This is a genomic window from Burkholderia sp. MSMB1588 (assembly GCF_001546925.1).
GTDB classification, from domain to species: Bacteria; Pseudomonadota; Gammaproteobacteria; order Burkholderiales; family Burkholderiaceae; genus Burkholderia; species Burkholderia humptydooensis.
Map to the genome: position 1 here is coordinate 750,572 of NZ_CM003770.1, position 23,631 is coordinate 774,202.

At 64.1% G+C, this 23,631-nt stretch carries 22 protein-coding genes; 9 read left to right on the forward strand and 13 right to left on the reverse strand.

All coding sequences use genetic code 11. From position 1 onward, the window contains the following. The first annotated feature begins 307 nt into the window (after positions 1-307). The gene (locus tag WS92_RS03110; protein ID WP_059934524.1) at positions 308-1,213 is read left to right on the forward strand and encodes an alpha/beta hydrolase; all 906 of its coding nucleotides are present in this window, start codon (positions 308-310) and stop codon (positions 1,211-1,213) included. Positions 1,214-1,260: 47 nt separating this feature from the next. Here the strand turns inward: WS92_RS03110 and WS92_RS03115 are convergent, their stop codons facing one another. The 4 genes from WS92_RS03115 to WS92_RS36295 all read right to left on the reverse strand — a co-directional run bounded on the left by WS92_RS03115 (position 1,261) and on the right by WS92_RS36295 (position 3,817). Then, positions 1,261-2,196 (reverse strand): sensor domain-containing diguanylate cyclase, encoded by a 936-nt coding sequence (locus tag WS92_RS03115; RefSeq protein WP_009916150.1) that lies wholly within the window; start codon positions 2,194-2,196, stop codon positions 1,261-1,263. After that, a complete protein-coding gene (locus WS92_RS03120; protein WP_006028347.1) occupies positions 2,193-2,816 on the reverse strand; it encodes a chemotaxis protein CheC in 624 nt (207 codons plus the stop codon). Before WS92_RS03120 ends, WS92_RS03115 begins: the two co-directional genes overlap by 4 nt. Continuing rightward, positions 2,809-3,177 carry a response regulator gene (locus WS92_RS03125; protein WP_006028348.1) on the reverse strand — a complete coding sequence of 123 codons (369 nt, stop codon included), beginning with the start codon at positions 3,175-3,177 and terminating at the stop codon, positions 2,809-2,811. Before WS92_RS03125 ends, WS92_RS03120 begins: the two co-directional genes overlap by 8 nt. 61 nt (positions 3,178-3,238) lie before the next feature. Then, positions 3,239-3,817, reverse strand: a complete 579-nt coding sequence (locus WS92_RS36295; protein WP_231756006.1) for a hypothetical protein — start codon at positions 3,815-3,817, stop codon at positions 3,239-3,241. Between WS92_RS36295 and WS92_RS03130 the strand changes: the two genes are divergently transcribed. Continuing rightward, on the forward strand, positions 3,786-5,963 hold the full coding sequence (locus WS92_RS03130) for a hybrid sensor histidine kinase/response regulator (RefSeq protein ID WP_231756005.1): 2,178 nt from the start codon (positions 3,786-3,788) through the stop codon (positions 5,961-5,963). The two genes, WS92_RS36295 and WS92_RS03130, sit on opposite strands and share 32 nt — an antisense overlap. Positions 5,964-5,980: 17 nt before the next feature. On the opposite strand, the gene WS92_RS03135 is transcribed toward WS92_RS03130, so the two are convergent. Beyond that, positions 5,981-6,538 (reverse strand): NADPH-dependent FMN reductase, encoded by a 558-nt coding sequence (locus tag WS92_RS03135; RefSeq protein ID WP_059934525.1) that lies wholly within the window; start codon positions 6,536-6,538, stop codon positions 5,981-5,983. A gap of 364 nt (positions 6,539-6,902) precedes the next feature. Between WS92_RS03135 and WS92_RS03140 the strand changes: the two genes are divergently transcribed. Beyond that, complete coding sequence (locus WS92_RS03140) at positions 6,903-7,508, forward strand: RNA polymerase factor sigma-70 (protein ID WP_059934546.1); 606 nt, start codon at positions 6,903-6,905, stop codon at positions 7,506-7,508. Continuing rightward, positions 7,489-7,686, forward strand: coding sequence for a zf-HC2 domain-containing protein (locus WS92_RS03145; protein ID WP_009916152.1), 198 nt, complete (start codon positions 7,489-7,491; stop codon positions 7,684-7,686). Before WS92_RS03140 ends, WS92_RS03145 begins: the two co-directional genes overlap by 20 nt. A 316-nt stretch (positions 7,687-8,002) precedes the next feature. Here the strand turns inward: WS92_RS03145 and arsC are convergent, their stop codons facing one another. Continuing rightward, on the reverse strand, positions 8,003-8,359 hold the full coding sequence (gene arsC / locus WS92_RS03150) for an arsenate reductase (glutaredoxin) (RefSeq protein ID WP_059934526.1): 357 nt from the start codon (positions 8,357-8,359) through the stop codon (positions 8,003-8,005). A gap of 481 nt (positions 8,360-8,840) precedes the next feature. Here arsC and parA point away from each other — a divergent pair, with 481 nt between their 5' ends. Next, positions 8,841-9,503, forward strand: coding sequence for a ParA family partition ATPase (gene parA, locus WS92_RS03155; RefSeq protein ID WP_006028354.1), 663 nt, complete (start codon positions 8,841-8,843; stop codon positions 9,501-9,503). A gap of 24 nt (positions 9,504-9,527) precedes the next feature. Further along, on the forward strand, positions 9,528-10,595 hold the full coding sequence (locus tag WS92_RS03160; protein ID WP_059934527.1) for a ParB/RepB/Spo0J family partition protein: 1,068 nt from the start codon (positions 9,528-9,530) through the stop codon (positions 10,593-10,595). Between the two features lie 93 nt (positions 10,596-10,688). Here WS92_RS03160 and WS92_RS03165 read toward each other — a convergent pair whose 3' ends face one another. Then, positions 10,689-12,062, reverse strand: a complete 1,374-nt coding sequence (locus WS92_RS03165) for a replication initiation protein (protein WP_059934528.1) — start codon at positions 12,060-12,062, stop codon at positions 10,689-10,691. 2,453 nt (positions 12,063-14,515) lie between these two features. Between WS92_RS03165 and WS92_RS03170 the strand changes: the two genes are divergently transcribed. Then, positions 14,516-15,703 carry a DNA-binding protein gene (locus WS92_RS03170; RefSeq protein WP_059934529.1) on the forward strand — a complete coding sequence of 396 codons (1,188 nt, stop codon included), beginning with the start codon at positions 14,516-14,518 and terminating at the stop codon, positions 15,701-15,703. 92 nt (positions 15,704-15,795) lie between these two features. On the opposite strand, the gene WS92_RS03175 is transcribed toward WS92_RS03170, so the two are convergent. The 3 genes from WS92_RS03175 to WS92_RS03185 form a co-directional block, all read right to left on the reverse strand. Then, complete coding sequence (locus WS92_RS03175; protein WP_059934530.1) at positions 15,796-16,842, reverse strand: tyrosine-type recombinase/integrase; 1,047 nt, start codon at positions 16,840-16,842, stop codon at positions 15,796-15,798. A 166-nt stretch (positions 16,843-17,008) separates the two neighbouring features. Further along, positions 17,009-17,389 (reverse strand): DUF2471 family protein, encoded by a 381-nt coding sequence (locus WS92_RS03180; protein WP_059934531.1) that lies wholly within the window; start codon positions 17,387-17,389, stop codon positions 17,009-17,011. 67 nt (positions 17,390-17,456) lie between these two features. Beyond that, the gene (locus tag WS92_RS03185; RefSeq protein ID WP_006028360.1) at positions 17,457-18,077 is read right to left on the reverse strand and encodes a helix-turn-helix domain-containing protein; all 621 of its coding nucleotides are present in this window, start codon (positions 18,075-18,077) and stop codon (positions 17,457-17,459) included. 167 nt (positions 18,078-18,244) lie between these two features. Here WS92_RS03185 and WS92_RS03190 point away from each other — a divergent pair, with 167 nt between their 5' ends. Together WS92_RS03190 and tdh are read left to right on the forward strand one after the other, a co-directional pair. After that, the gene (locus WS92_RS03190) at positions 18,245-19,444 is read left to right on the forward strand and encodes a glycine C-acetyltransferase (protein WP_059934532.1); all 1,200 of its coding nucleotides are present in this window, start codon (positions 18,245-18,247) and stop codon (positions 19,442-19,444) included. A 12-nt stretch (positions 19,445-19,456) separates the two neighbouring features. Further along, positions 19,457-20,488 (forward strand): L-threonine 3-dehydrogenase, encoded by a 1,032-nt coding sequence (gene tdh / locus WS92_RS03195; RefSeq protein ID WP_015604146.1) that lies wholly within the window; start codon positions 19,457-19,459, stop codon positions 20,486-20,488. A gap of 1 nt (position 20,489) precedes the next feature. On the opposite strand, the gene kdpA is transcribed toward tdh, so the two are convergent. From kdpA to WS92_RS03210, 3 genes are all read right to left on the reverse strand, one after another. Further along, on the reverse strand, positions 20,490-22,301 hold the full coding sequence (gene kdpA / locus WS92_RS03200) for a potassium-transporting ATPase subunit KdpA (RefSeq protein ID WP_015603749.1): 1,812 nt from the start codon (positions 22,299-22,301) through the stop codon (positions 20,490-20,492). A 143-nt stretch (positions 22,302-22,444) separates the two neighbouring features. Further along, a complete protein-coding gene (locus WS92_RS03205) occupies positions 22,445-22,864 on the reverse strand; it encodes a hypothetical protein (protein ID WP_006028364.1) in 420 nt (139 codons plus the stop codon). Further along, entirely contained in the window at positions 22,861-23,514 is a 654-nt protein-coding gene (locus tag WS92_RS03210; RefSeq protein ID WP_006028365.1) for a GNAT family N-acetyltransferase, read from the reverse strand. The genes WS92_RS03205 and WS92_RS03210 overlap by 4 nt, the downstream gene beginning before the upstream one ends. Positions 23,515-23,631 lie beyond the last annotated feature (117 nt).

A 23,631-nucleotide genomic window follows, 5' to 3' on the forward strand; every position in this document is an offset into this window, starting at 1 on the left:
GTGTGGCGAGCGATCCGGCTTGGCGGACGGAGCCTGGCCGAATGGCCGGTGGAATAGGGGACGGAAGCGCGGCAATGGTTGACGTCGAAGACCAATTTCACTCCCATAAAACCACAATTCGTCAATTTCCCTAGAATTGACAACCTCATAAATTCAATCGAGATCAGCCTGCGCCAGACACGCCGCCCACGACGGCGGAGTACATTCTTGGGGCACGATCACCCGCCACAGTGCGCCGATTCGTCACTAAGATGGCGCTGGCTCGCACCCGAAGTTTGAAGCAAATCGAAGATAGAAGGAGACAGACTTGCCGACCGAACCGCGCGACACCCCCGCCGACCGCCGCGACCCCGCGGCCGCGACCCCGCTGCCTTTCGTGCTGGTGCACGGCGCCTGGCACGGCGCATGGGCCTACGAGCGGGTGATCCCCGCGCTCGCCGCGCACGGCCACGCGGCCATCGCACGCGATCTGCCCGCGCACGGCGTCAACGCCCGCTTCCCCGCGTCGTTCTTCAAGCGGCCGCTCGATGCCGCCGCCTTCGCGAGCGAGCCGTCGCCCGTCGCGGGCACGACGCTCGACGATTACGTCGACCACGTGCTGCGCACCGTCGACCAGGCTCGCGCGCTCGGTCACGAGCGCGTCGTGCTGGTCGGCCACAGCATGGGCGGCATCGCGATCACGATGGCCGCCGAGCGCGCACCCGAGAAGATCGCGAAGCTCGTCTATCTGGCCGCGTTCATGCCGACCGCCGGCACGAAGGGGCTCGACTACGTGCGCGCGCCGGAGAACCAGGGCGAAATGCTCGCGCCGCTGATGATGGCGAGCCCGAAAGCGACGGGCGCGCTGCGGATGGACCCGCGCAGCGAAGATCCGGCGTACCGCGCGGCCGCGAAACGCGCGCTCTGCGACGACGCGGACGACGCCGATCACACGGCCGTCGGCCATCTGCTCAGTTGCGACGTGCCCGCGGCGCCGTTCGCGGCGCGCATCGAGACCACGGCCGCCCGCTGGGGCGCGATCGAGCGCCATTACGTCAAGTGCCTGCGCGACCGGGTGCTGCTGCCGGCGCTGCAACAGCGCTTCATCGACGAGGCCGACGCGCTCGCCCCCGGCAACCGCACGCACGTGCACACGCTCGACAGCAGCCACTCGCCGTTCATTGCGCAGGCGGGCGCGGTCGCCGATACGCTCGCCGCGATCGCGCGCGGCTGACGCCGGTCGTCCGACGAAGCGAGGCAGGGCAAACCGGCCTCGCCGCCTCAGCCGAACGCAACCGAGCAGTTGCGCCCCTGCCGCTTCGCGCGGTAGAGCGCGGCGTCGGCTTCGTTGACGAGCGTCTCGTGCGTGAGCGCGCCGGCGTGCGCGGCCGCGCCGCCGACGCTCGCCGTCACCGGCACCCGCACGCCTTCCGCTTCGATCGGCGTGCTGCCGATCGTCTGCCGGATCTTCTCGGCGACGTGCATCGCCTCGTCGAGCGACGTGCACGGCAAGAGCAGCGCGAATTCCTCGCCGCCGAAGCGGCCGAACGTGTCCTGCGAGCGCACGACGTCCGCGACGCGCTGCGCCATCATGCGCAGCACGTTGTCCCCGACGACGTGGCCGAAGCGATCGTTGATCGTCTTGAAGTGGTCGAGATCGAACAGCAGCACCGACAGATTGCCGCCGTAGCGCTGCCAGCGCGAGAATTCGTCGCGCAGCCGCGCCTCGAAGAAGCGCCGGTTCGCGATGCCCGTCAGGCCGTCGCGGTTCGCGTATTCCTGCAGCTTCGCGACGGCCTCCTCGCGCTCGCGCTGCATCACGCTCACGTGCGTGACGTCGGAGATCGTCACGCAGACGGCCTCCACTTCGCGCCCGCGTGCGATCGGCACGAACGTGCAGTCCTGCTGCATGAAGTCGACGCCGCCCGTGATCGGCCGGTCGTGATCGAAGCGGAACAGATACGGGCGCTGCTCCCACGAGCTGAACGCGAAACCGCCGAGCTGGAACACGCTTTCGATCTTGCGCGACAGCCACGCGCGCGGCAGGTCCGGAAAGCTGTCGAACAGATTGCGGCCGATCACGTCGGCGGCCGCGACGCCGCTGTGATCCTGCATGAACCGGTTCCACATGAGTACCCTCATCTCGCGGTCGACCACGAAAATACCGAAGCTGACCCGTTCGATGACGAGATCGCTCAGTGAGGAAAGCAGGTTCATAAGCTGGACAACAACGAATCGAGCGCGTCGCTCATGTGGCGAATCGAATCTTCCGCGAGCAGCATCACGAAATGCGTGCGCGCACCGTCGTCCGCGACGCCGAAGTTCACTTCGAGAAGAAGCGTCTCGCTCCACGCGAGCACGTCGGGCTGAAACACGTCGTCGAGCGCGATGTCCTCGCCGAGCAGCCCCGGCGGCGAAAACACCGGCGTGCGCCCGAGCTCGTCAAGGATCGACGATACGCACGCGCCCATCAGCACGTTTGCCATGTCGAACACGAGCTCGGCCTGCGTGACGGTGCCGAACTCGTCGTCCGCGTATGCGTCGTCGACGAGCGACACGAGCTGGCCGAGGCCCGCGCTGCGGCACAGCATCAGCGCCTCGCCCTTGATGTCCGAACGAAAGCCCTGGCGCACGGCGGTCACGTTGTCGTGAATGCCCGTCATGTCGCGCAGCACGCGCCCGACGTCGGCCGCGCGCACGACGCGCACGCGCGGCACCGAAAGCTCGATGAAGGTGCCGAGGAGAAGCGCGAGCCGCGCCGCCGCGCGTCCCATCGCGAGGTTGGCGATCTCCTGCAGGGCGTCGCGTTGCTCCGCCGTCAACACCGTCTCAGACATACAACCCATACTCCTTGAGAATGGGCAGCAATGCTTCCGAGGTGACGGGCTTGGCGACGAAAGCCACCGCGCCCAGCTCACGCACGCGTGCCTGCGCCATCGGTTGGATATCGGCGGACACGACGATCACGAACGTGTTCAGATCCTCGCCGCGCAACGTCTCGAGCACTTCGTAGCCGCTCATGTCCGGCATCGTCAGATCGAGAAACATCACCGATGCCTTGCCGTCGCGATACAGCGCCAGCGCCTCGCGACCGTTCGACGCGTAGTTCACGTCGACGTCCCAGTCCGCCGGCAGCGCCTTCGTCAGCAGCTTGCGGGCAAGCAAGGAATCGTCGGCGATCACAATCGGCAGGGGCATGGCTGTCGTGGCGGTAAACGGAGTCGTATGTCTCGCGTTAACGACGGTTCGCCGCGCTTCTTTAGGCAAGGTGCGACTGGCGATACGAGGGACGGACCACGCGCGCGCCGCTCGGCTCGCAAGAACCGGCCGACCGCCTGACGCACCCGCCCGCGGATGGGCCTCGTCGAGGCCGCGCCCGGGCATCGCGGGCGTTTTCCGCATAGGAAAGCGATGCGCGATTCTGGTAGTAAACCCCGTGCGTTGCAACTCGCCATTTTTGGCGGTTCGAACAGAATTGATTAGCTCGAATTCGAATCCGGGAATAGCTCGAATTGTTTTGGCGATAAGCACGCAAATTATTCTTTTGCTTACGTTTGCGCTTTTGAATTCGTCGCTGTTTGCGCGCGGCGCGCGCAACCGCCGGAAATCCGGCCTTGCGCAAGCTCCGCGCCCCACGCGGATCGCGCGTGCGCGACTCGTTTATGATGCCGATCAATCCTTTCCGCATTCGTTCGCCCACCATGACGCCCGAACGGCCCGACGCCTCACGCCCGACATCGACCGACAACGACGATTGGGAGGACGATGCTTCGTTCGCCCCCGGCGCGCCGGAGCACGATTTCGCGGTGCGGCGCGTGACGCTCATCGTGATGCTCATCGCCGCGATCGTGCTGCCGTGCGTATACGTCGCGGTGATGGCGTACAACGACATGCGCACGCGCGAGGCGACCGCGCGCGACGTGACGATGCGCACCGTGCGCGTCGCCGAGGAGCACGCGCTGAAAGTGTTCGATCTGTCGGAGACGCTCGACGCGCGGATCGTCGATCTCGTGCAGGATCTCGACGACGCCGCGGTGCGCAACGCCGAAGCCGACATCCACGATGCGCTCAACACGATCGGCGGCGGCTATCCGCAAGTCGCGTCGGTGTCGATCTTCGGCGCGAGCGGGATGCTGCTCGCGAACAGCCTCTATTACCCGGCGCCGTATGCGTCGATCGCGGAGCGCGACGATTTCGTCGGCATCCGCGACGGCAAGGTGATCGAGCACATCTCGCGCGTGATGCCGGGACCGCTGAAGGCGGCGAATCCGGGGCCCGTGTTCAACACGGGCGTCGCGCGGCGCCATAGCGACGGCACGTTCGCCGGGATGGTGTCGATCGCGCTGAAGTCGTCGTATTTCAACGCGTTCTATCGCGATCTGCTCGGCGGCGCCGACGCGCCGATGTCGATGGCGCTCACGCGCACCGACGGCGCCGTGCTCGCGTCGTATCCGCCCGCGCCGCGCGGCGCGCCGGGCGACGCCGCCGCGCAGGCCGACAGCGCGAATCCGTTCGGCGGCGCGCAAGGCGATCAGCACGCGGGCATCGTGCGCGTGAAGCGCGACGGCGACAGCGAGATCGTCGCGTACCGGCAGGTCGGCAGCTATCCGGTGTTCGTATCGTGCGCGTACCGCACGTCGGCGATCCGCCACGCGTGGTACGAGCACCTGAGCGTGCTGTTCATCTCGATGTTCGCGCCGTCCGCCGCGCTGTGGGGCGTGATCTGGCTGTCGCTCAAGCGGCTGCGCGCGGAAGAGGAGGCGTGGGAGCGATGGCAGGCGGAGGCGTCGATGCGGCGCTCGATCGAATCGGCATACCGGCAGTCGCGCAAGATGGAGGCGCTCGGCAACCTGGTCGGCAGCGTCGCGCACGACTTCAACAACCTGCTGATGATCATCTCGAGCAACGTGCAGATCGTGCGGCGGCGCGGCGTTCAACATCTGGACACCGAGCTCGCCGCGATCGAGCGCGCGCTGAAGAACGGCCAGTCGCTCACGCGCCAGTTGCTCGGCGTCGCGCGCAAGCAGCCGCTGCGCAGCGAGACGATCGACATCGCGCACTGGCTCGCGTCGTGCCGCGAGCTGCTGAAGACGTCGCTCGGCTCGAAGTCGACGCTCGCCGTCGACACACAGCTCGATTTGTGGCCCGTGCGCGTCGACGTCGCGGAGCTCGAGCTCGCGGTGATCAATCTCGCGGTCAACGCCCGCGACGCGATGCCGCAGGGCGGCCGCTTCAAGATCAGCGCGCACAACATCACGTTCCGCCGCGAGGATGGTTTTCCGCTGACGGGCGACTTCGTGCAGATCTCGGTCGAGGATACGGGTCTGGGCATGTCGCCCGAGGTGCTCGCGCGCGCGTTCGAGCCGCTTTTCACGACGAAGGCGAAGGGGATGGGCACGGGCCTCGGGCTGCCGCAGGTGTTCGCGTTCTGCGAGCGCTCTGGGGGGCTCGCGACGATCGACAGCGAAGCCGGCGCCGGCACGTCGGTGCGGCTCTACCTGCCGCGCACGACCGACGCCGTGCCGCCCGCCGATACGCCGAACGCCGTCGACGGTCCCGCGGCATCGACGCCCGCCGGGCTGCGAATCCTGCTCGTCGAGGACAACGGCGAAGTCGCGGCGGGCACCGAGGCGCTGCTCGAGCTGCTCGGCCATCAGGTCACGCACGCGCCGAACGCGGACGATGCACTGCGCATGCTGAACGCAGCGGGCGCCGAGCCGGCGGCGCCCGGCGCGTTCGATCTGGTGATCTCTGACATCCACATGCCCGGCACGATGAACGGGATCGACCTCGCGGAGGCGATCGAGCGCGGTGACCTGAAGCTGCCCGTGATTCTCGTCACCGGCTATGCGGAGGAATTCGACCGGACGCGCCGCGTGCATGCGCGACTGCTGTCGAAGCCGTTCGACATCGCGCTGCTCGACGACTTGCTGCAGAAGATCCAGCACGAGCGCGATGCGCGGCTCGCGGGGCATGAGGATTGAAGGTAGTACGCCGTTGCTCAGGCCGACTTCGCGTGCCGGCGCACCCACTCCGCGTAGCGATCGACGAAACCCTGCAGGAACTTGCGCGTGTCGTCGTTGACGACGTTGCCCTGCTCGTCGATCTTCGATGCATCGTGCTTGATGAATATCTCGGGCTGGCCGAGCGTCGGAACGTCGAGATACGCGAGCACGTTGCGCAGATGCTGCTGCGCGAGCGCAGTGCCAGTCGCGCCCGGCGACGTGCCGAGCACGGCGGCCGGCTTGCCCGACCACGAATTGCTGCCCCACGGACGCGAACCCCAATCGAGCGCGTTCTTCAGCACGCCGGGCATCGAGCGGTTGTACTCGGGCGTGACGAACAGCAAACCCTGCGCGGCTTCGATCGTCTGCTTGAAACGTTTCGCGACGTCGGGAAAGTCGGCGTCGTAATCCTGGCTGTAGAGCGGCAGCGAGCCGATATCGACCATTTCGAACGACAATTCGGCCGGCGCGACCGAAATCACGGCGTTTGCGAGCGCGCGATTGAACGACTCGCGCCGTAGACTGCCGACAATCACTGCAATGCGGTAAGTCATCTGCGTCTCCTTCCGCTCAGTAGGTAATCAGCTAGTTTTGTTTCCGATTGCGCACCAACCGGCCCTTTTATGTGCAAGCCAGCTTGAGTCCCGGCGCATCGGGGCTTCGAACCAGATTTCCACAAAGTTTTCCACAGAAACTGTGGATAACCTGATGAATATGTACGCCGGTTACATTGATGTCGACGGCATGCGTTTCATGTCTCTGTCATCGATCGCCGGCGCGACCTACGATGTCAGCATAGCGCGCGATGGCGACGCGCGTTGCTTGCAGCGCTCTTGCAACGACGCGCATCGCATGGATAATCTTGCGCTGCCGCCCGGGCGTGCCGTATGCGCGCGGGCACGAACCGGAAGCCATCCCATGCAGCACGCGCGCGCCGCGCACGACGATCCCGCCTATCTCGCGCAATTGCGCCACGATTTACTTCGCTTCGCGCGCCTGCAATTGCGCGACGCCGATGCAGCCGAAGACGCCGTCCAGGAGGCGCTCGCGGCCGCATGGGCGCAGGCCGAGCGCTTCGACGGACTGTCGAGCCACAAGACCTGGGTGTTCGGCATCCTGCGCAACAAGCTGATCGACACGATCCGGGCGCGGCGAAAGACGATCAACGCGTCGGCGCTCGACGCCGAGCTCGATGGCGAAGCGCTTCTTGAGCGCGAACTGTTCGCGGACAATGGTCACTGGGCGCCGCATGCGAAGCCGCGTCCGTGGCCGAAGCCGGAAACGATCCTGCAGCAGCGGCAGTTCTGGATGCTGTTCGAGATGTGTCTCGATCACCTGCCGGAGCAGATCGGCCGCGTGTTCATGATGCGCGAGTTCCTCGACCTCGCAATCGACGACATCTGCATGGAGCTCGAACTGAAGGCGAACCATTGCAGCGTGCTGCTATACCGCGCACGGACCCGGCTGCGCACCTGTCTCACCGAAAAAGGCCTGACGACCGAAGATGCTACTGGGGAAATGTAAGGACATCACGCGACTTTTGTCGGACGAACTCGATCGTCCGCTGTCGCTCGTCGAGCAACTCCGCGTGCGCGTGCATCTGCCGGCTTGCACCGGCTGCCGCAATTACCGGATGCAGATTCGCGTGCTGCGGGAAGCGGCTCGCGTCGCGGGCGGGAACGACGCGCAACGGAGCGAGTGAGCGCAGCGGCGCGGCCGATGCGATGCGTGCGAGGCGCATGGACCGTGCACGGCCGAATCGACGGAGAATCAACGATTGGCAATCGTCCGATCGGCAGCCTCCCGGGTTTGGCGAAACCACAGAGCGAAACTGAGAGACGCGTGAAAACGCTCGTGTCTCGACGAGCGATGGCCAGGCCCCGGACCTCCCGGGCGGCGCGACTGTTGGGCGATGCACGCCGGATCGGCGTTGGGTCGGCGCGCATTGCATCTCGCCTCTACATCGGGAAGCGCTGTCGCGCACCGACATCCTCTTCGAATTATTATTTTTTTAATAATTATTCGAATAACGACTTCACTACCTCCGGCGGACGACCGATCGCGGCCTTGTCGCCATGCACGACGATTGGACGCTGCAACAGGATAGGGTGCTCCGCGATCGCGTCATACAGTTGCGCATCTGACAAGGCAGGGTCGGCAAGATTGAGGTTTTTATAAGGCGCTTCGTTGTCACGAATCATGTCGCGCACTGGCCGTCCGAGCTTGCGGTGCAGCGCTTTCAGTTGCGCCACGGTCGGCGGCTGCTTCAGGTACTCGACGACATTGATTGCCTCCCCGGTCTGATTGAGCGTTCCGAGCAATGCCAGTGTTTCGCGCGATCTGGAGCAGCGGGGGTTGTGATAAATCGTGATCATCGGTTGCAGGTGGGAGTAGGTTAAAGACACGGGTATTGTAGCGGCCGGGCGATGGGGGGGCTTGGTGCTCGGGAATCTGATCTTGAATCGTCTGTACGTTCCGGCTTTCCACGATCAGCCGAGCTGGGCGTACGTTACGCGCTACAGCGTAGGTAGGCGATGCGGCCATTCACTGCTTTATGCGCATAAAGGCCACCGCGGCTCGTTGGCGTTGGCACGCCACAGCATAGGCGCAAGACCGATCGCCCCGTCACATACGCATCAGTTCAAGTGCAGTGCGCGATAGCTTCGTCCGCACGAAGGCGCGAATTGCACCACGCAGGCTCTGCCCATCTTCTTCCACGTGCTCAGATCGACATCCCCCCGGCTTTATGCGCATAAACCATCGGCCAGGTGGCTAACGCGTCGTTCCTTCACAACAAATTCATTGAAATAAAAAAATTGTCCGGTAAAATTCTCCCGATCAAAATAGGAGTGAAAATTGGCGGCTGAAATCATTGCAGTCACTCAACAAAAGGGCGGTGTCGGCAAGAGCACCATTGCGATGCACCTCGGCGCCGCATTCCACGAAAAAGGGCGACGCGTTCTGGTCATCGACGCCGACGGCCAAAACACGCTCGTTCACTGGTCCAGTTCCTCCGCGGACAGCGAAACCGGCATCCCGTTTCCTGTCGTGAACCTTGCCGAAGCCGGCGGCCAGATCCATCGCGAGATCAAGAAGTTCATCAACGACTACGACATCATCATCGTCGACTGTCCACCGTCGATTACGGAGAAAGTGTCCGGCGTCGTATTGCTTGCCGCGACGATTGCGGTGATCCCGACGTCGTCATCGCCGGCTGACTACTGGTCGAGCGTCGGCCTCGTCAAACTGATTCAGCAAGCGCAGGTGATGAATGAGGATCTTCGCGCCGTGTTCCTGCTGAACAAGACTGAAGAGAAGCGGATGCTCACGCGTGAATTGAAGCGTGCGCTCGAAGAACTCGGCTTCCCGCTTCTCAAGACGCAAATCCCCACGCGCGAAGCCTACAAGCAAGCAATGGCGCTAGGCCAAACCGTCTTGCAGATGAACGACCGCGGCGCAAAGCTCGCAGCGGCAGAAATCCGTGCATGTGCTGACGAGATCGGCGCGATGCTGCCCTGACTTTATGCGCATAAAGGACCCTGAATGAAACCCTCCCAATTCGCCAAAGGCTTCCAAGCGCGCCCCGACATCACGACGAGCGAAAAGCGCACGGCGCTCGATCGACTCAATGCAATTGATGGCCTCGTCAAATCCGAGGCCGCGACGCCCGCTGCTCCCGCCGGTAAATCGTCGAAGAAGACCATCCCGGTCACAATCGTCGAAACGCCGCCCACCACGGACCCGATCGACGAATCGAACCAATATCGCGCGTGGCGAATCGAAAACCGCTATCAGTCCGGTCAGGTGATCGAACTGCCGCTCAAGGCGATCAAGCCGAGTCCCTTCAATCCTCGGCACTTCTATTTGAAGTCATCGATCGCGGAGCTGGCCGTCAATCTGGCGAAGCAGGGTCAGCAACAAGCGATTCACGTCATCCCTGATTACGACAATCCCGGCTCGTACTTCGTCAGCGACGGTGGCCGTCGCGTCCGCGCGCTGAAGGAAGCGAACAAGGAATCGGTCAAGGCGATCGTCATCGATCTGCCGATCGGCATTCAAAGCTACAAGCTCGGCTACGACCTCAACGTCCAACGCGATTCACAAACGGTCTTCGACAACGCGATCGTCTGGAAGCGCTTTCTCGAGGAAAAGTATTTCCAGAGCCAGAAGGAATTGGCCGAGCATCTCGGGCTCGACGAATCGACGGTCGCCGTTGCGCTCTCGATCGGCAAGTTGCCCGAAGCCGTCATGCAGGAGATGGTTGCGCGTCCGGATCGCTTCGGCTCGAACATGGCGTATCAGGTCGGCCGTTACCACACGGCACGCGGCACCGACTCGACGCTGCGTCTCATCAACAAGATTCTGTCCGACGACCTCAGCACTCGTCAGGTCGCCGATATCGTGAAGGGAAGGGCGACCGCGCAGGAAAACCCGAAGCCCGCAAGCCGGCAGCGGTATGCGCAGCGACATGAGATCAAGCTGAACGGCGTGTCGGTCGGCGATTTGAAGTCTTACGGCGAAGATCGGCTAGAGTTGCGGCTGCGCGGCCTGACGCGAGAAAAGCGGGACGAAATCCTGCAGCAGCTCGAACGGATGCTGTTGTCGAACTAAACGAACGAACCGAAAAGAAACGGGGCCCAGCAGGCTCCGTTTTTTGTTGCTAGTCGCGGAAGAGGAGAAGAATCCGGTGAATCGGGCATTCGCTCAAGCCGCGCGAGACTGGCTGAGCGTGAAGGCGAGCAGATCGCCGTCGGTCGGTTCGCCCCAGGTCTTTTGCGCGAGCCAGTCGAAGAAAGCCGTTTCGACAAGCTTCGAGTCGAGCCCGCGCCGTCGCCAATCGTCCCGCAGATGCGGACCCAGCGCCGGCAGCACGTCGGACTCGAACGACGCGCGCGCGATCTCCCGCTCCGCGTCGCCTTGTTCCTCATACAACTGTTTCGCTTCCTTGCGCCGGTAAGCATCGTACTCGCTGCGCAGACGCGCCTTCGGGTCGTCCGCCTGCCCGGCGTTGGCCGCGACGGCCAACTTGGCGCTGCTGCCGAGCGGCGGCGTTTCGACCGTGTCGACGGGCGGCGCATATCCCTTCTTCAGCGCATCCTTGAACAACGCCGGCGCGCTGCGCACGGGCGGCAGCGTCGTGCTGCGCACCCGCTGCTCGGTCAGTTGGAGCGCGGCGCGAATCCGGTTTTCCTCGTTGTCCGCGTAGAGCGTCTGCGCTTCCTTCAGCGGAATGCCGATCTTCACCATCCGGTCGACGAGCGTGCTGTCGAACACATTCGGATGCTCGTCGAGCGCGAGCATCGGCTGCTTGCGCTCCGATACGCGGAACTGGATCTCGGCAACCCGGCGTCCTTCGCGATGCTCGACCAGTTCGACGAAGATGTTCGTCACCGCGTTCACCTCGGCGATCGCCGGACGCAGGTAGTCGCGCTTGAAATACTTGTATTCGCGCTTCGCCTCGTCGCCGGCCTCGGTATCGGGCGTGCCGGACAGAATCGGGCGCCACCATTCCCACGGCTCGCGCATCGTCAGATGGCTCGGATTCGTCAGGTAGCGCACGCAGATTTCGTACAGCGCGAGCCCCGCGCTGCTGCGCAGTTGGCTCTGGAACTGCAGGCTCAGGCGCGCGTACTGCACCGGGTCGAGCAGTTTCTTCTTGATTTTCGGCGCAAACGAGAATTCGACCCATACGCGCCGCGTCGCCGGATCTTCGAGAATTTCGGCGTCGGCGATCAGCGTGGAGATCCCCCACTTCCGGCCGGGCTTCTGGCTCGACGTGCCCGTGCTCCATTCCACCTGCACCGACACCATCCGCCGCAAGTGCTCCTTGACGAGCGCGGTATCGTTGGAATCGAAAGCCGAGTTCGCGACGATGTCCGACAACAGCGCACGATAGGTGTCGCCGGAATCGTCCGCTTGTTGGGCGACCGCAAGCAGCACGTTGAACAGCTTGCGGGTCAGGAGGGTGATCTTGCCGTTTTTCGGCTGAATTGCGATTGCCTCGACGGCCTTACGCAATTCGGCGGAACTAGCACTCACCACATCCACATCGGTTTTCTTGGCGCGCTTTGTGGCCATGCGTCGGGTCGGAGGAGAAGTTTCCGGAAGGATAGCGTCTGTGGTGATGTGCGTCCAGAACGGCATGCTCACCATATGCGGTGAAGCTCGGCGATTTGCCGCCGCTCACCCGATCGGGCTCCCGTAAACGCTCACCGGTCCAAAATCCGGCCATCGTCGACTCACCTTTGCGGGCAGCGTCAAGCGCGGCGAACGCCGGCTTTCCCGCATTCGCGTTCCGCGGCGCAGCGGCTCCCGTATCGTCTCACCTCCAATCCTGTCGCAAAATTGCTACGACAAATTCACGCGCACGGGCATCTCCGTGATCGACTTGCAACGCCGGCCTGAGGAACAGCGCGCAGCAAGCCGATGCCGACACCGATCGAAGCCCAGCCGGCCCGGCGCCGGGAGTCTGTCGGTATGCACGGATCGGATCAGCCGGGCGGAATGAGCGGCGATGCACATGACTCGGCGTACGCCTGCCCCGGATCTTCAGGCGTTGACGTTCGACCGGCGTGTCTCGTCCGTCCGGGCGCCCCCGATGGAAAGGTGTCAAATGAAGGCGAGACGGGCAACGACTGCCGGCCGCCGGCGCGAATCGGCCACGCGTGAGCCGTCGAAATCGATCGGCCTCACCAGTACGCGCGCCAAGCGGGAGCGTGGAGCGGCCGCATTACGTGTCGCGCGACCTCGAGCGCGGCACGCCATGCGTCATCGCCGACCGACAATGACGCAGGTCCGGCATCGGACCGCATCCGGATGCCGTTCGGCGATGCGAGCGAGCGCGCCCAAGTTCGCCTCACCGGACGAGAGATCATCCCCGACATGAAACGCATACGCGCGCCCCGCACGGCCTCCCGGCCGCGAGCCGCTTATGGACGGCAAATCAGCCCGGCGACCAGCCTCGGGCCGCAAGCGTGAGCCCTCCCAAGCCGAGTCGACTCACCCGAGCGTGCGACAGCCCGTCAAACGTGAGCAGATCCAATGCATCCGACTAACCGGATGGATATCCGTCAAAGACAAAATGAGTTGCGATGCAGCGTTTCGACTAGCCCCAAGAGCCCCACCTGGGCCCCTGCCGGAGAAATGGCCGGCTTACGAAGCGTTTTTTCCAAGCCTTGACGCTCGGCAATGCAGGCTTGCTCCCGAAAAAGCTCACCATTCAGGTCCCGTCAGCCAACGAGCAACCTCGTCCGCAGGTCCGGCATACGGGCGACTACCGGCAATCGGCCCCCGTAAAGCCTCACCTCAGATCGATTTTTGCCCTGCGCGACAGCGCACCCGCAGCCCCCGAAAAAGCTCACCATTCCTTCCGATACGCAAAAAATCCATATATATCAATTACTTACAAATCATAGCTAACGCGCTGGTCGAAATTTTCTTCTCCCGTATGCCCTCACCTTTCGCACGCGGCTCGACGTCACTTGTCATGAGATCGCATCCTGAAAAATCTCACCTTTGACGAAGAGCGGGCTCCGCAATGGCACTTGCTACCCAGCATCCACGGGCCTTTGCGGCCGAATGAGCGCCACCATGTCCCGAAAAGTCTCACCTTTGGCGAATTTCTGCAGTGCGCCAGATCCTGAAAAACCTCACCTCAAGCGAGATCGGTGCGGGCCGGCCATGCGCCCGAATTCCCTCACCTTTCGCGAGAACCTCGTCTCAGCGCTGAAGAAGATCCCCCGAAAAACCTCACCTCTAGGCCGTTTCGGGCGGCAACGCCCCGTCGGACGAGCCTTTACCAGCCTTCCTTCCCGGAAACGCTCACATCAAAACGGGCTGGAATCCCGAGAAATCTCACCTATGCCCCAAATTTGCTTAAAAGAAGGGCAGAATCATTGCTCCACCGACCTCCCGAAAAGCCTCACCTATACCTGTGCGGATGTGGATAGATCGATTCAGGCTGCGCGCGGCTCCACCTTTACTGTGCCCCCGAAAAACCTCACCTTTGGCAACCTCATCTGTGGGAAAGCATCCTGAATCCGCTCACGATCTTTCCTGCATCGGCTCACGCCGATCCCCGAACCCCATCACGTCGAATCCTGGAAAATCTCACCTCACATCCCGTAAAATTTCACCTCATCGGTCGCAATCCCTTGCTGGGCAAGGCCTCCCGATGGCGTTAACGTTTTTAACGAAGGTTCAAGGGTGTTTACTTCTAATACTCTCAAGACGCCCCCGACGAGTTTTCCACAGAACCCCCATTTCGCCTCCAGACATGCCCCGAGAACCACAGCGCTCGGCATGTGAAACAATTACCGTTATTCGGGTCCCATCCAATAATCTTTTAAAAACAGAGGCTTGAGTCACATTCTTCGCTTTGTTTCACGGATTTCCAGCGGTTGTGTGAGCAAAATCGATCGACATCCCCTGAATGCCTCTGTGAGTAGCAAAAGTACAACAAGCACATCAAAATCGTATCAAACAGAACGTATTTCGTTATGATTGGTACGCTTCAGCTTTTCGCAACGACCATGACCCTCGACGAAATCCGGCAATCCATTCGCGAAGAGCTCGATGCGCTGCGCGCGTCCGGCGCCCGCCGGCAAGACTTGTCGCTGCATGCGTGCAAACGGCTGTTCTTCGACCTCGGCATCCGGCCGTCTGCGGCGAACGTCCGCGATTTGACCCAGACCGGTAGCGCAAGCGATATCCCGAAAGACATTGATCATTTTTGGGAGCGAATCCGGGCTGCATCGAAAGTCCGGCTCGAAGGAGCCGCTTTACCGAAACCGCTCGAGGAAAAGGCCGGCGCGCTACTGGGCGCGCTATATGAAGAGGCGCTGAAACAGGCGCGTGAGAGCCTCGATGCCGAACGGCAGCAAGCGAGCGGCGAAGTGGCCGCTGCCGAACAGAAATATCGCGATGCGCTGATTCGCCAGGAAGCGCTCGAGGCCACGCTCGCCCGAAGCGACGCGCGCGCCGAGCAACTGCAGAATCGTCTGACTGATGCCGAGGTGCAATTGGCGTCCGCGTCGACGCAAGGTCTCGCGCATCAGGATTCGCTGCAGGGCCTGATTCGCCGGATGGAAAACGAAAATGCACTGCTGAATCAAAGACTTGAAACCGAGCAGAGCCAAAACGCGGCGCTGCGTGAGCGGATCGACGCGCTGCACGCGGAACTGCGCGAGAACACCGAGCACTATGCGCAGCAGATCAAGGACGCGATCGCGGAAGCCGAGCGGCGCGTGAAGCCGATGCTCGTCGAGCTCGATTCGCTGCGCAGCATGGCTTCGACGTATCAGCAGGGGTTGCGCGACGTCAATCGCAAGGAGTTCGATTTCCTGCAGCAACTGAGTGCGGCGAAGGCGCGTGCGGATCGGCTCGACGCGCAGTTGCGCGAACAAGGCGACGAATTGACCGCCGCGGTCAACGAAGTTCAGATATTGCGGGCCAGCCAGGGCATGACACCCGAGATCGCCGCGCTGATCCGGCGTCTGGCGGACGCGGGCAATCTCGATGCGGCTGCGTTCGATGCGATCGGCACGTCGCTCGATCAGCATGTGGCGCTGCCGGCGCGGTGTCCGAAGTGCGGCGACGGCGAACCCGAGCTGTCTCACGACGCGCACGGTTACGAATTGCTTTGTCCCGAATGCGAGCACACGTCGGGAGTGCGGCCATCGCGCTTCGCGGCGGCCGCCTGTTTCACCCGGACAGCGTGACGGACGGCGCCGGAAATCCTCAAAGGTGAGGAAATTCGGGAATCAAGAGGTGAGAAAAGGTGAGCATTTTCGGGAGGCCGAAACCGCCGATCTCAAGCCTGGCTTGACGCGGCGGTCGGCGCTTCATTGGTGAGCGACTCGGCGCCCGGCAGCGCACTGACGAGGCTTTCCCGCCAATTCTTCCATGCCCGATGCAGTCGATTCGACGAAATCGGCTGCGCGAATCCCAGCCACTGACCGACTTTTTCCGGCTCGACGCCGTTTTCGAACAGTTCGGCCGCGAACGTGTTGCGCAACGTCTGCGGGCTGGCGCGCGCGGTGCGCGATGGCGCGATGTCGGCCGCGTCGACGATCGCATCGACCGCACGCAGCATCGTCGCCTTGTGCATCGGCCGGCCGGATTGCGACGCGGGGAAAACGAGCTCGCCCGGAATGCCGCAACGCTGACGTTCGGCTAGCCATGCGTCGAACAGCGCGATCGCGAACGATGCGAGATGCGTTTCGCGCGTGAATTCTGGCCGGGCCGCCGGGATCATCAGCACGGTCGATCCAAGGTTGACGCAACTAATCGTGAGCGCGCGCGCTTCGCCGGTCTTCAATCCGCCGCCGAGGAATGCGGCGATCAGCGCACGATCGCGGCGTTCCTTCCAGAGCGCCGCGCCTGTCGCGGGCAGTGGGGAAAATAGATAAGCAAGCAGCGCGGCGCGTTCGGCCGGCGCGAGAAAACTCGTCGGCTCGTTGTCGCGCGCGCTGCGCCAGGTCGCTTCGCCATCCTGAGCAATGAAGCGGGCAGGGTTCGTCGAGCCGAATTCGTTCTTGCGCACATGATCGAGCACGCGCTCGATCAGCCTCAAATAGCGGACTCTCTGCGTTTTCTTGATCGGGAGCTCGCCGACGAAAAGGGCGATCGTCTCGGTGTCGACCGTCGCGACGTTCTTTTGCCGTTTCGCGAGCCAACCGAGAAACGCGCCCCATTGTGCGCGGTAGACGTCGGCCGACGAGCGGCGAAATTCCTGGGTGGCCAGCCACGCATCGAAAGCGGTGTCCGGATGGTTGAGCCAGTCCGACGTGTCGCGATCGAACAGATCGCTCGGGATGTCGGGCTGCGCAGGGGGACTCGTCAGAATGGGCAGCGACATGTCATTTATACCGTTAGTTGCAATTCATCATAGCGTGTCGCGTTCGCTCGACAAAGCGTTTTCGAGTCAGCGGCGGGCATCCTGCGGCTAACGAGCCGCCGGAAACCGGGTTGTCTGCATGCGACATGCGGGCCGGGTGGGCCGCCGGGCAAGACGCGGCGACCGGCTAGTCGCCCCATGCGCGCGACGCGCGCGCGGCGCGCACCGGCGCAACGGACGCGTCGGTGCGCGCGTTCGCGGCCCGCTCGTACGCGGCGACCGCGAACGAGAACACCGCGGGCAGCGCATTCGACCGCCCGAAGTCGACGAGATCGTCGGTTTCCGGGAAGCGCAGCTCGGCCGGGCGGTCGAACAGGCAGCGAACCATCGGATCGTGCCGGCTCGCGAAGCCGAGATCGGCGAGCGCTTCGGCTTCGACCGCGTGCAGAAGCCGCCACGTCAACGGAACGCCTTGCCGGATATAACGCTCGGCAATGTGGCGGACAATCGTTTCCATATCGTGCGCCGCAGCCTTGAAGCTGAGCGCGGCCAGATCCTGTTCGGTCATCGCGGGCTCCTGTTTTGCGTATACTGTACGAATATACAGTATTTTGCGCAACTGGCCGTTGAGCAGACTAGACGCCGTGCTGCCGATGAATCACGATCAGGAGCGCTTTTGCCTCGCTCTTGCCCGCGTTGCGGATCGCGTGCGGCCCGTCGGCCGCGTAGCGCGCGGTGTCGCCCGCCTTCAGCCGCCGCGCGGTGCCCGCCGCTTCGATTTCGATCGCGCCGTTCAGCACGGTCAGATGCTCGCGGGTGCCGGGCTCGTGCGGATTCGACACGAGCGCGCCGTTCGCCGGCAGCGTCAGCTCGTACCATTCGAACTTGCCCGCGAGTTCGATCGGTCCCCACACGCGTAACTGGTATTGCGCGTCGTGGCCGGCGAGCGTCGGAATGTCGTGCGGGCCGTCGACGCGGATCGTCTCGGGCGCCTTCGGCTGCGCGAACAGCTCGTCGAGGCTGATGCCGAGCGCGTTCGTGAGCCGCCACGCGACGGCGATCGTCGGATTCGCCTTGTCGCGCTCGATCTCCGACAGCATCGATTTCGACACGCCGGCCGCGCGCGACAGATCGTCGAGCGTGAGCTTGCGCTCGTTGCGCAGGCGCTGGATCTGCTCGCCGACCCGCGGCGGCGTCGCGCCGCGGGCGGCGGGAGCGGGCGCGGCCGTGCGCCGCGCGCCGGAAGAGCTTGCCATTTGAATTCCGTTCGCTTAGAGTTGTTCGGTATTTCGAATTTTAGTTCGAAATACAGGAAAAATACGCTGGATCAGACGGCCGACTATAACAGTAGCAAGCCGCTTTGCCGCCGCCACGAGCGCGGACGAGCGCCGAGCCTTGCAGCCCATGTCAGGAGCTTATTGCGATGCGTGATGCCTATCTTGCCCATCTACGCGGCACCCTCGACCAGATTCGCGCGGACGGTTTCTACAAGACCGAGCGCGAGATCGCCAGCCCGCAGGCGGCCGACATCCGGCTGGCCGGCGGCGCGCACGTGCTGAATTTCTGCGCGAACAACTATCTGGGGCTCGCGGACGATCCGCGCCTCATCAAAGCCGCGCAGGCGGCGCTCGAGCAGGACGGGTTCGGGATGGCGTCGGTGCGCTTCATCTGCGGCACGCAGACCGTGCACAAGCGGCTCGAGGCCGCGCTGTCCGCGTTCCTGCAAACCGACGACTGCATCCTGTATTCGAGCTGCTTCGACGCGAACGGCGGCCTGTTCGAGACGCTGCTCGACGAAAACGACGCGATCATCAGCGACGAGCTGAATCACGCAAGCATCATCGACGGCGTTCGCCTGTCGAAGGCGAAGCGCTTGCGCTACAAGAACAACGACCTCGCCGATCTCGAAGCGAAGCTGCGCGAGGCCGACGCGGCGGGCGCGCGCTTCAAGCTGATCGCGACCGACGGCGTGTTCTCGATGGACGGCATCATCGCGAACCTGAAGGGCGTATGCGATCTGGCCGACCGTTACGGCGCGCTCGTGATGGTCGACGATTCGCACGCGGTCGGCTTCATCGGCGAGCACGGGCGCGGCACGCCCGAATATTGCGGCGTCGAGGGCCGCGTCGACATTGTCACGGGCACGCTCGGCAAGGCGCTGGGCGGCGCGTCGGGCGGCTACGTCGCCGCGCGGCGCGAGATCGTCGAGCTGCTGCGGCAGCGCTCGCGCCCGTATCTGTTCTCGAACACGCTGACGCCGAGCATCGCGGCCGCGTCGCTGAACGTGCTCGAGCTGCTCGCGAGCGACGAAGGCGCGCGGCTGCGCGAGCGCGTGCGCGCGAACGGCGCGCACTTCCGCGAGAAGATGAGCGCGGCGGGCTTCACGCTCGTGCCGGGCGAGCATCCGATCATTCCGGTGATGCTCGGCGATGCGCAGGTCGCGTCGAAGATGGCCGATGCACTTCTTGCCGAAGGCGTGTATGTGATCGGCTTCTCGTATCCGGTCGTGCCGCGCGGCCGCGCGCGCATTCGCACGCAGATGAGCGCCGCGCATACGCCCGAGCAGATCGATCGCGCGGTCGACGCGTTCGTGCGCGTCGGCAAGACGCTCGGCGTCATTTGACGGAGGCTCGCGATGAAAGCGCTTGCGAAGCTCGAACGCGGGCCGGGCCTCACGCTCACGCGCGTGAAGAAGCCCGAGGTCGGCCACAACGACGTCCTCATCAAGATCCGCCGCACCGCGATCTGCGGCACCGACATCCATATCTGGAAGTGGGACGACTGGGCGCAGAAGACGATTCCGGTGCCGATGCACGTCGGCCACGAATACGTCGGCGAGATCGTCGAAATGGGCCAGGAAGTGCGCGGCTTCTCGATCGGCGATCGCGTGTCCGGCGAAGGCCACATTACATGCGGCTTCTGTCGCAACTGTCGCGCGGGGCGGCGCCACCTGTGCCGCAACACGGTGGGCGTCGGCGTGAATCGCGAAGGTGCGTTCGCCGAGTATCTGGCGATACCCGCGTTCAACGCGTTCAAGATTCCGCCCGAGATCTCCGACGATCTCGCCGCGATCTTCGATCCGTTCGGCAACGCGACGCATACCGCGCTGTCGTTCAACCTCGTCGGCGAGGACGTGCTGATCACGGGCGCGGGGCCGATCGGCGTGATGGCGGTGGCGATCGCGAAGCACGTCGGCGCGCGCAACGTCGTCATCACCGACATCAACGACTATCGCCTCGACCTCGCGCGCAAGATGGGCGCGACGCGCGCGGTGAACGTGTCGCGCGAATCGCTGCGCGACGTGATGGCCGATCTGCACATGACGGAGGGCTTCGACGTCGGGCTCGAGATGTCCGGCGTGCCGAGCGCGTTCACGTCGCTGCTCGAATCGATGAATCACGGCGGCAAGGTCGCGCTGCTCGGCATTCCGCCCGCGCAGACCGCGATCGACTGGAACCAGGTGATCTTCAAGGGCCTCGAGATCAAGGGCATCTATGGGCGCGAGATGTTCGAGACTTGGTACAAGATGGTCGCGATGCTGCAAAGCGGGCTCGATCTGTCGCCGATCATCACGCACCGCTTCCCGGTCGACGACTACGAGCAGGGCTTCGCGGCGATGCTGTCGGGCGAAAGCGGCAAGGTGATTCTCGACTGGGCCGGCGCGTGACTCAACGCGCAGCGCCCGCCATCGTCACCTGCTCGACGATCGGCCCGAGCGCCAATGCCGGTAGATACGTCAGCAACGTCATCAGCACGACCGTTCCGATCAGCAGGACGACGAAGAGCGGGCCGTGCGTCGGCAGCGCGCCGGGGCCGGCCGCGCGTCGCACCTTCAGCGCGAGCGAGCCGGCGAGCGCGAGCACCGGCACGATCGTCGCGAAGCGGCCGAACCACATCGCCGCGCCGAGCATCGCGTTGTAATAACGGGTATTCGCCGCGAGGCCCGCGAATGCGCTGCCGTTGTTGTTCGCCGCCGACGTGAACGCATACAGGATCTCGCTGAAGCCGTGCGCGCCGGGGTTCGCGATGCCGGCGACGCCGGCCGGCAGCAGCACCGACGCGGCCGTGCCGACGAGCGCGATGCAAGGCGTCGCGAGGAGCGCGATCGCGACGAGCTTCATGTCGTGCGGATCGATTTTCTTGCCGAGATACTCGGGCGCGCGGCCGATCATCAGTCCCGCGACGAACGCCGCGAGCATCGCGTGCATCAGCATGCCGAAGAGCCCCGAGCCGGGGCCGCCGAACACGACTTCGCCCGTCTGCATCAGCGCCATCGGCACGAGCCCGCCGATCGGCGTCAGCGAATCGTGCATCGCGTCGACCGCGCCGTCGCCGCTCGCCGTCGCGATCGTCGCGTAGAGCGCCGACGAGACGATCCCGAAGCGCGTCTCTTTCCCTTCCATGTTGCCGCCGGGCATCGACGCAGACGCGCGCGCGTCGATGCCCGGCGACGCGAGCGTCGCGCTGCCCGCTTGCTCGGCGCGCATCGTCACGAGCGCGAGTGCGACGAACATCGCGAGCATTGCCGCATAGATCGCCCAGCCTTGCCGCGTGTCGCCCACCATCGCGCCGAACGTGTGGCACAGCGCGGCCGGCAGCAGCAGAAGCGCGAGCATTTGCAGGAAATTGCTGAACGGCGTCGGATTCTCGAACGGATGCGCGGAGTTCGCGTTGAAGAAGCCGCCGCCGTCGCCGCTCAGCAGTTTGATCGCTTCCTGCGATGCGACGGGCCCCATCGGCAGAAGCTGCTCGCGGCCCGCAATCGCGCGCACGGCGGGACGGCCCGCGGCATCGAGCAGCGGCGCGCCGCTTGCGTCGGGCGCGGCTTGCCGCCGGACGGTGCTTTGGATCGTCTGGACGGTGCGATACCCGGAGAAGTTCTGGATCGTGCCTTGCGCGATGAACGCGGCGGCGAACAGCGCGGACAGCGGAATCAGCACATAGAGCGTCGCGCGCGTGAGGTCGGCCCACAGATTGCCGACGGAGCCCGCGCCGCGCGCGGCGAGCGCGCGGATCAGCGCGAGCAGCACGGCGATGCCGGCGGCGGCCGACAAGAAGCTCTGCACGGCGATGCCGCCCATCTGGGTCAGATAGCTGAGCGTCGTTTCGCCTGCGTAGCCTTGCCAGCTCGTATTGGTGGCGAAGCTGACGGCCGTGTTGAACGCCGAATCGGCGCTGACGGCAGGAAGGGCCTGCGGATTGAGCGGCAGCACGTGCTGAACGCGCTGCAACGCGTAGAGTGCGATCGTGCCGACGACGCTGAACGACAACAGCGCGATCGCATAGGTTTTCCAGCTCATTGCCTGCTCGGGATCGACGCCCGCCGCGCGATACGTCCATCTCTCGACGGGCCGCAGCATTCGCATCGGCCACGGCGGATCGCCGTTTGCGATGCGCGCGATGTATTGTCCGAGCGGCTTGACGAGCAGCGTCAGCACGACGACGAAAAGAGCGAGCTGCAGATAGGCGTGCCTGTCCATCGATTCTCCCGCTTCGGCCGCTGGTTCTTCATGTCTTCATTACAGCGCAGCGGATGTCAAACCGATCGAAAGAGTCGCGCGACGAGCGTAAACAACGCGTCAATATTTCGACTTCAAGCGATTCCGCGTGAGGCAGGCTTGCGTCATTGCACGCTGTCGAGCAGATGCGGATTCAATTCGATGTTCAGGATCACTAGCCAACGTCTCGGGCAATCGGCCGGAACGTCGAGCGGCGCGCCGTCATTCGGCGCGCTGCGCAGACGGCCGCTCGACCGCGCGTCGAGATATGCGCGCTGCGCGTCGGATTGCAGCCAGTAGCTGACGAGCGTGCACGTGACGAAGTTGAAGAGCAGCAGCGGCCCCGCCTCCACGTCGTGGCCGGCGATATGGGCGAGGCCCGCGAATGCCGCGGTCAGTGCCTGGCTCACCGCGATCGTGATGCACACGACCTTGACGAGACCGCGCATGCGCATCGCCGCCTTCACGTGGGCCGGCTTGTACGCGCGCCGATCGCCCGAGTCGCACGAGCGGTCGCGCCGGCGTGCGTCGTCGTCGTATTTCATGCGGCGCGATCGTATGGCGCTGGCATCGGCATCGGCATCGGCGTCAGCGGCAGTTCGCGCGCCTTCCATGCGGACGACCGCGATACCGCCGCCGGCTTGCTGAGGATCGCGCTGTCATAGCCTTTGCCGGAAAAGTGCATGACGTCGACGAGCCGAAATCCTTGGCGCGTGTAGAACGCGACGAGATGCGCGGCCGGCTGCGGCGTGTCGAGCGCAAGACGCCGGTAGCCGCGCGCGGCAGCCCAATGCGCGGCGAAATCGAGCATCGACCGGCCGATGCCGCGCCCTTGCCAGACGGGATCGACGCCGAACTGGCGCAACGTCGCGACGTTGCCGCGGCGATAGAGTTCGCATGGCGACGCGAGATCGCGCGCGTGAAGCGTCATCGTCGCGACGAGGTGGCCATTGCAGACGGCGACGAAGCATTCGCCCGCGAGCGCGCGTTGATGCGTGACGGCGGCCGGTTGATCGACGCAGGGACAATTGAGTCCCATCCGGCCGAGCCGGGCGAACGCGCGATGCAGCAGCGCGGTCAGCTCGTTGTACGAGTCGTGCGCAGGATCGAAACGTCGAAGCACGACGCGGCCGTCCGCATGCGTCGCGCATGCGAAGTGCATCGCTCGTTCGGTTTTCGCTCGTTGTTGCGGCATGTGACGCCTCCGAAACCTCGATGGTTGCCCGAAGTGTAGGGAGTCGCGAGCGCGCCTTTCAAGAAAAAATGTCGTAAAAAATGCGGCGCGGCGATAGAGGCTGGAGGCGGCGATGCG

Bases quoted from the DNA above. Each gene is read 5' to 3' on its own strand.
- WS92_RS03160 (WP_059934527.1), top strand. From the start codon at position 9,528: ATGAAACCCTCCCAATTCGCCAAAGGCTTCCAAGCGCGCCCCGACATC.
- WS92_RS03180 (WP_059934531.1), bottom strand. From the start codon at position 17,389: ATGACCGAACAGGATCTGGCCGCGCTCAGCTTCAAGGCTGCGGCGCAC.
- kdpA (WP_015603749.1), bottom strand. From the start codon at position 22,301: ATGGACAGGCACGCCTATCTGCAGCTCGCTCTTTTCGTCGTCGTGCTG.
- WS92_RS36295 (WP_231756006.1), bottom strand. From the start codon at position 3,817: ATGAGCATCACGATGAGCGTCACGCGCCGCACCGCGAAATCGTGCTCC.
- WS92_RS03120 (WP_006028347.1), bottom strand. From the start codon at position 2,816: ATGTCTGAGACGGTGTTGACGGCGGAGCAACGCGACGCCCTGCAGGAG.
- WS92_RS03115 (WP_009916150.1), bottom strand. From the start codon at position 2,196: ATGAACCTGCTTTCCTCACTGAGCGATCTCGTCATCGAACGGGTCAGC.
- WS92_RS03170 (WP_059934529.1), top strand. From the start codon at position 14,516: ATGACCCTCGACGAAATCCGGCAATCCATTCGCGAAGAGCTCGATGCG.
- WS92_RS03175 (WP_059934530.1), bottom strand. From the start codon at position 16,842: ATGTCGCTGCCCATTCTGACGAGTCCCCCTGCGCAGCCCGACATCCCG.
- WS92_RS03140 (WP_059934546.1), top strand. From the start codon at position 6,903: ATGCAGCACGCGCGCGCCGCGCACGACGATCCCGCCTATCTCGCGCAA.
- WS92_RS03185 (WP_006028360.1), bottom strand. From the start codon at position 18,077: ATGGCAAGCTCTTCCGGCGCGCGGCGCACGGCCGCGCCCGCTCCCGCC.
- tdh (WP_015604146.1), top strand. From the start codon at position 19,457: ATGAAAGCGCTTGCGAAGCTCGAACGCGGGCCGGGCCTCACGCTCACG.
- arsC (WP_059934526.1), bottom strand. From the start codon at position 8,359: ATGATCACGATTTATCACAACCCCCGCTGCTCCAGATCGCGCGAAACA.
- WS92_RS03125 (WP_006028348.1), bottom strand. From the start codon at position 3,177: ATGCCCCTGCCGATTGTGATCGCCGACGATTCCTTGCTTGCCCGCAAG.
- WS92_RS03205 (WP_006028364.1), bottom strand. From the start codon at position 22,864: ATGAAATACGACGACGACGCACGCCGGCGCGACCGCTCGTGCGACTCG.
- WS92_RS03145 (WP_009916152.1), top strand. From the start codon at position 7,489: ATGCTACTGGGGAAATGTAAGGACATCACGCGACTTTTGTCGGACGAA.
- WS92_RS03210 (WP_006028365.1), bottom strand. From the start codon at position 23,514: ATGCCGCAACAACGAGCGAAAACCGAACGAGCGATGCACTTCGCATGC.
- WS92_RS03165 (WP_059934528.1), bottom strand. From the start codon at position 12,062: ATGGCCACAAAGCGCGCCAAGAAAACCGATGTGGATGTGGTGAGTGCT.
- WS92_RS03135 (WP_059934525.1), bottom strand. From the start codon at position 6,538: ATGACTTACCGCATTGCAGTGATTGTCGGCAGTCTACGGCGCGAGTCG.
- WS92_RS03190 (WP_059934532.1), top strand. From the start codon at position 18,245: ATGCGTGATGCCTATCTTGCCCATCTACGCGGCACCCTCGACCAGATT.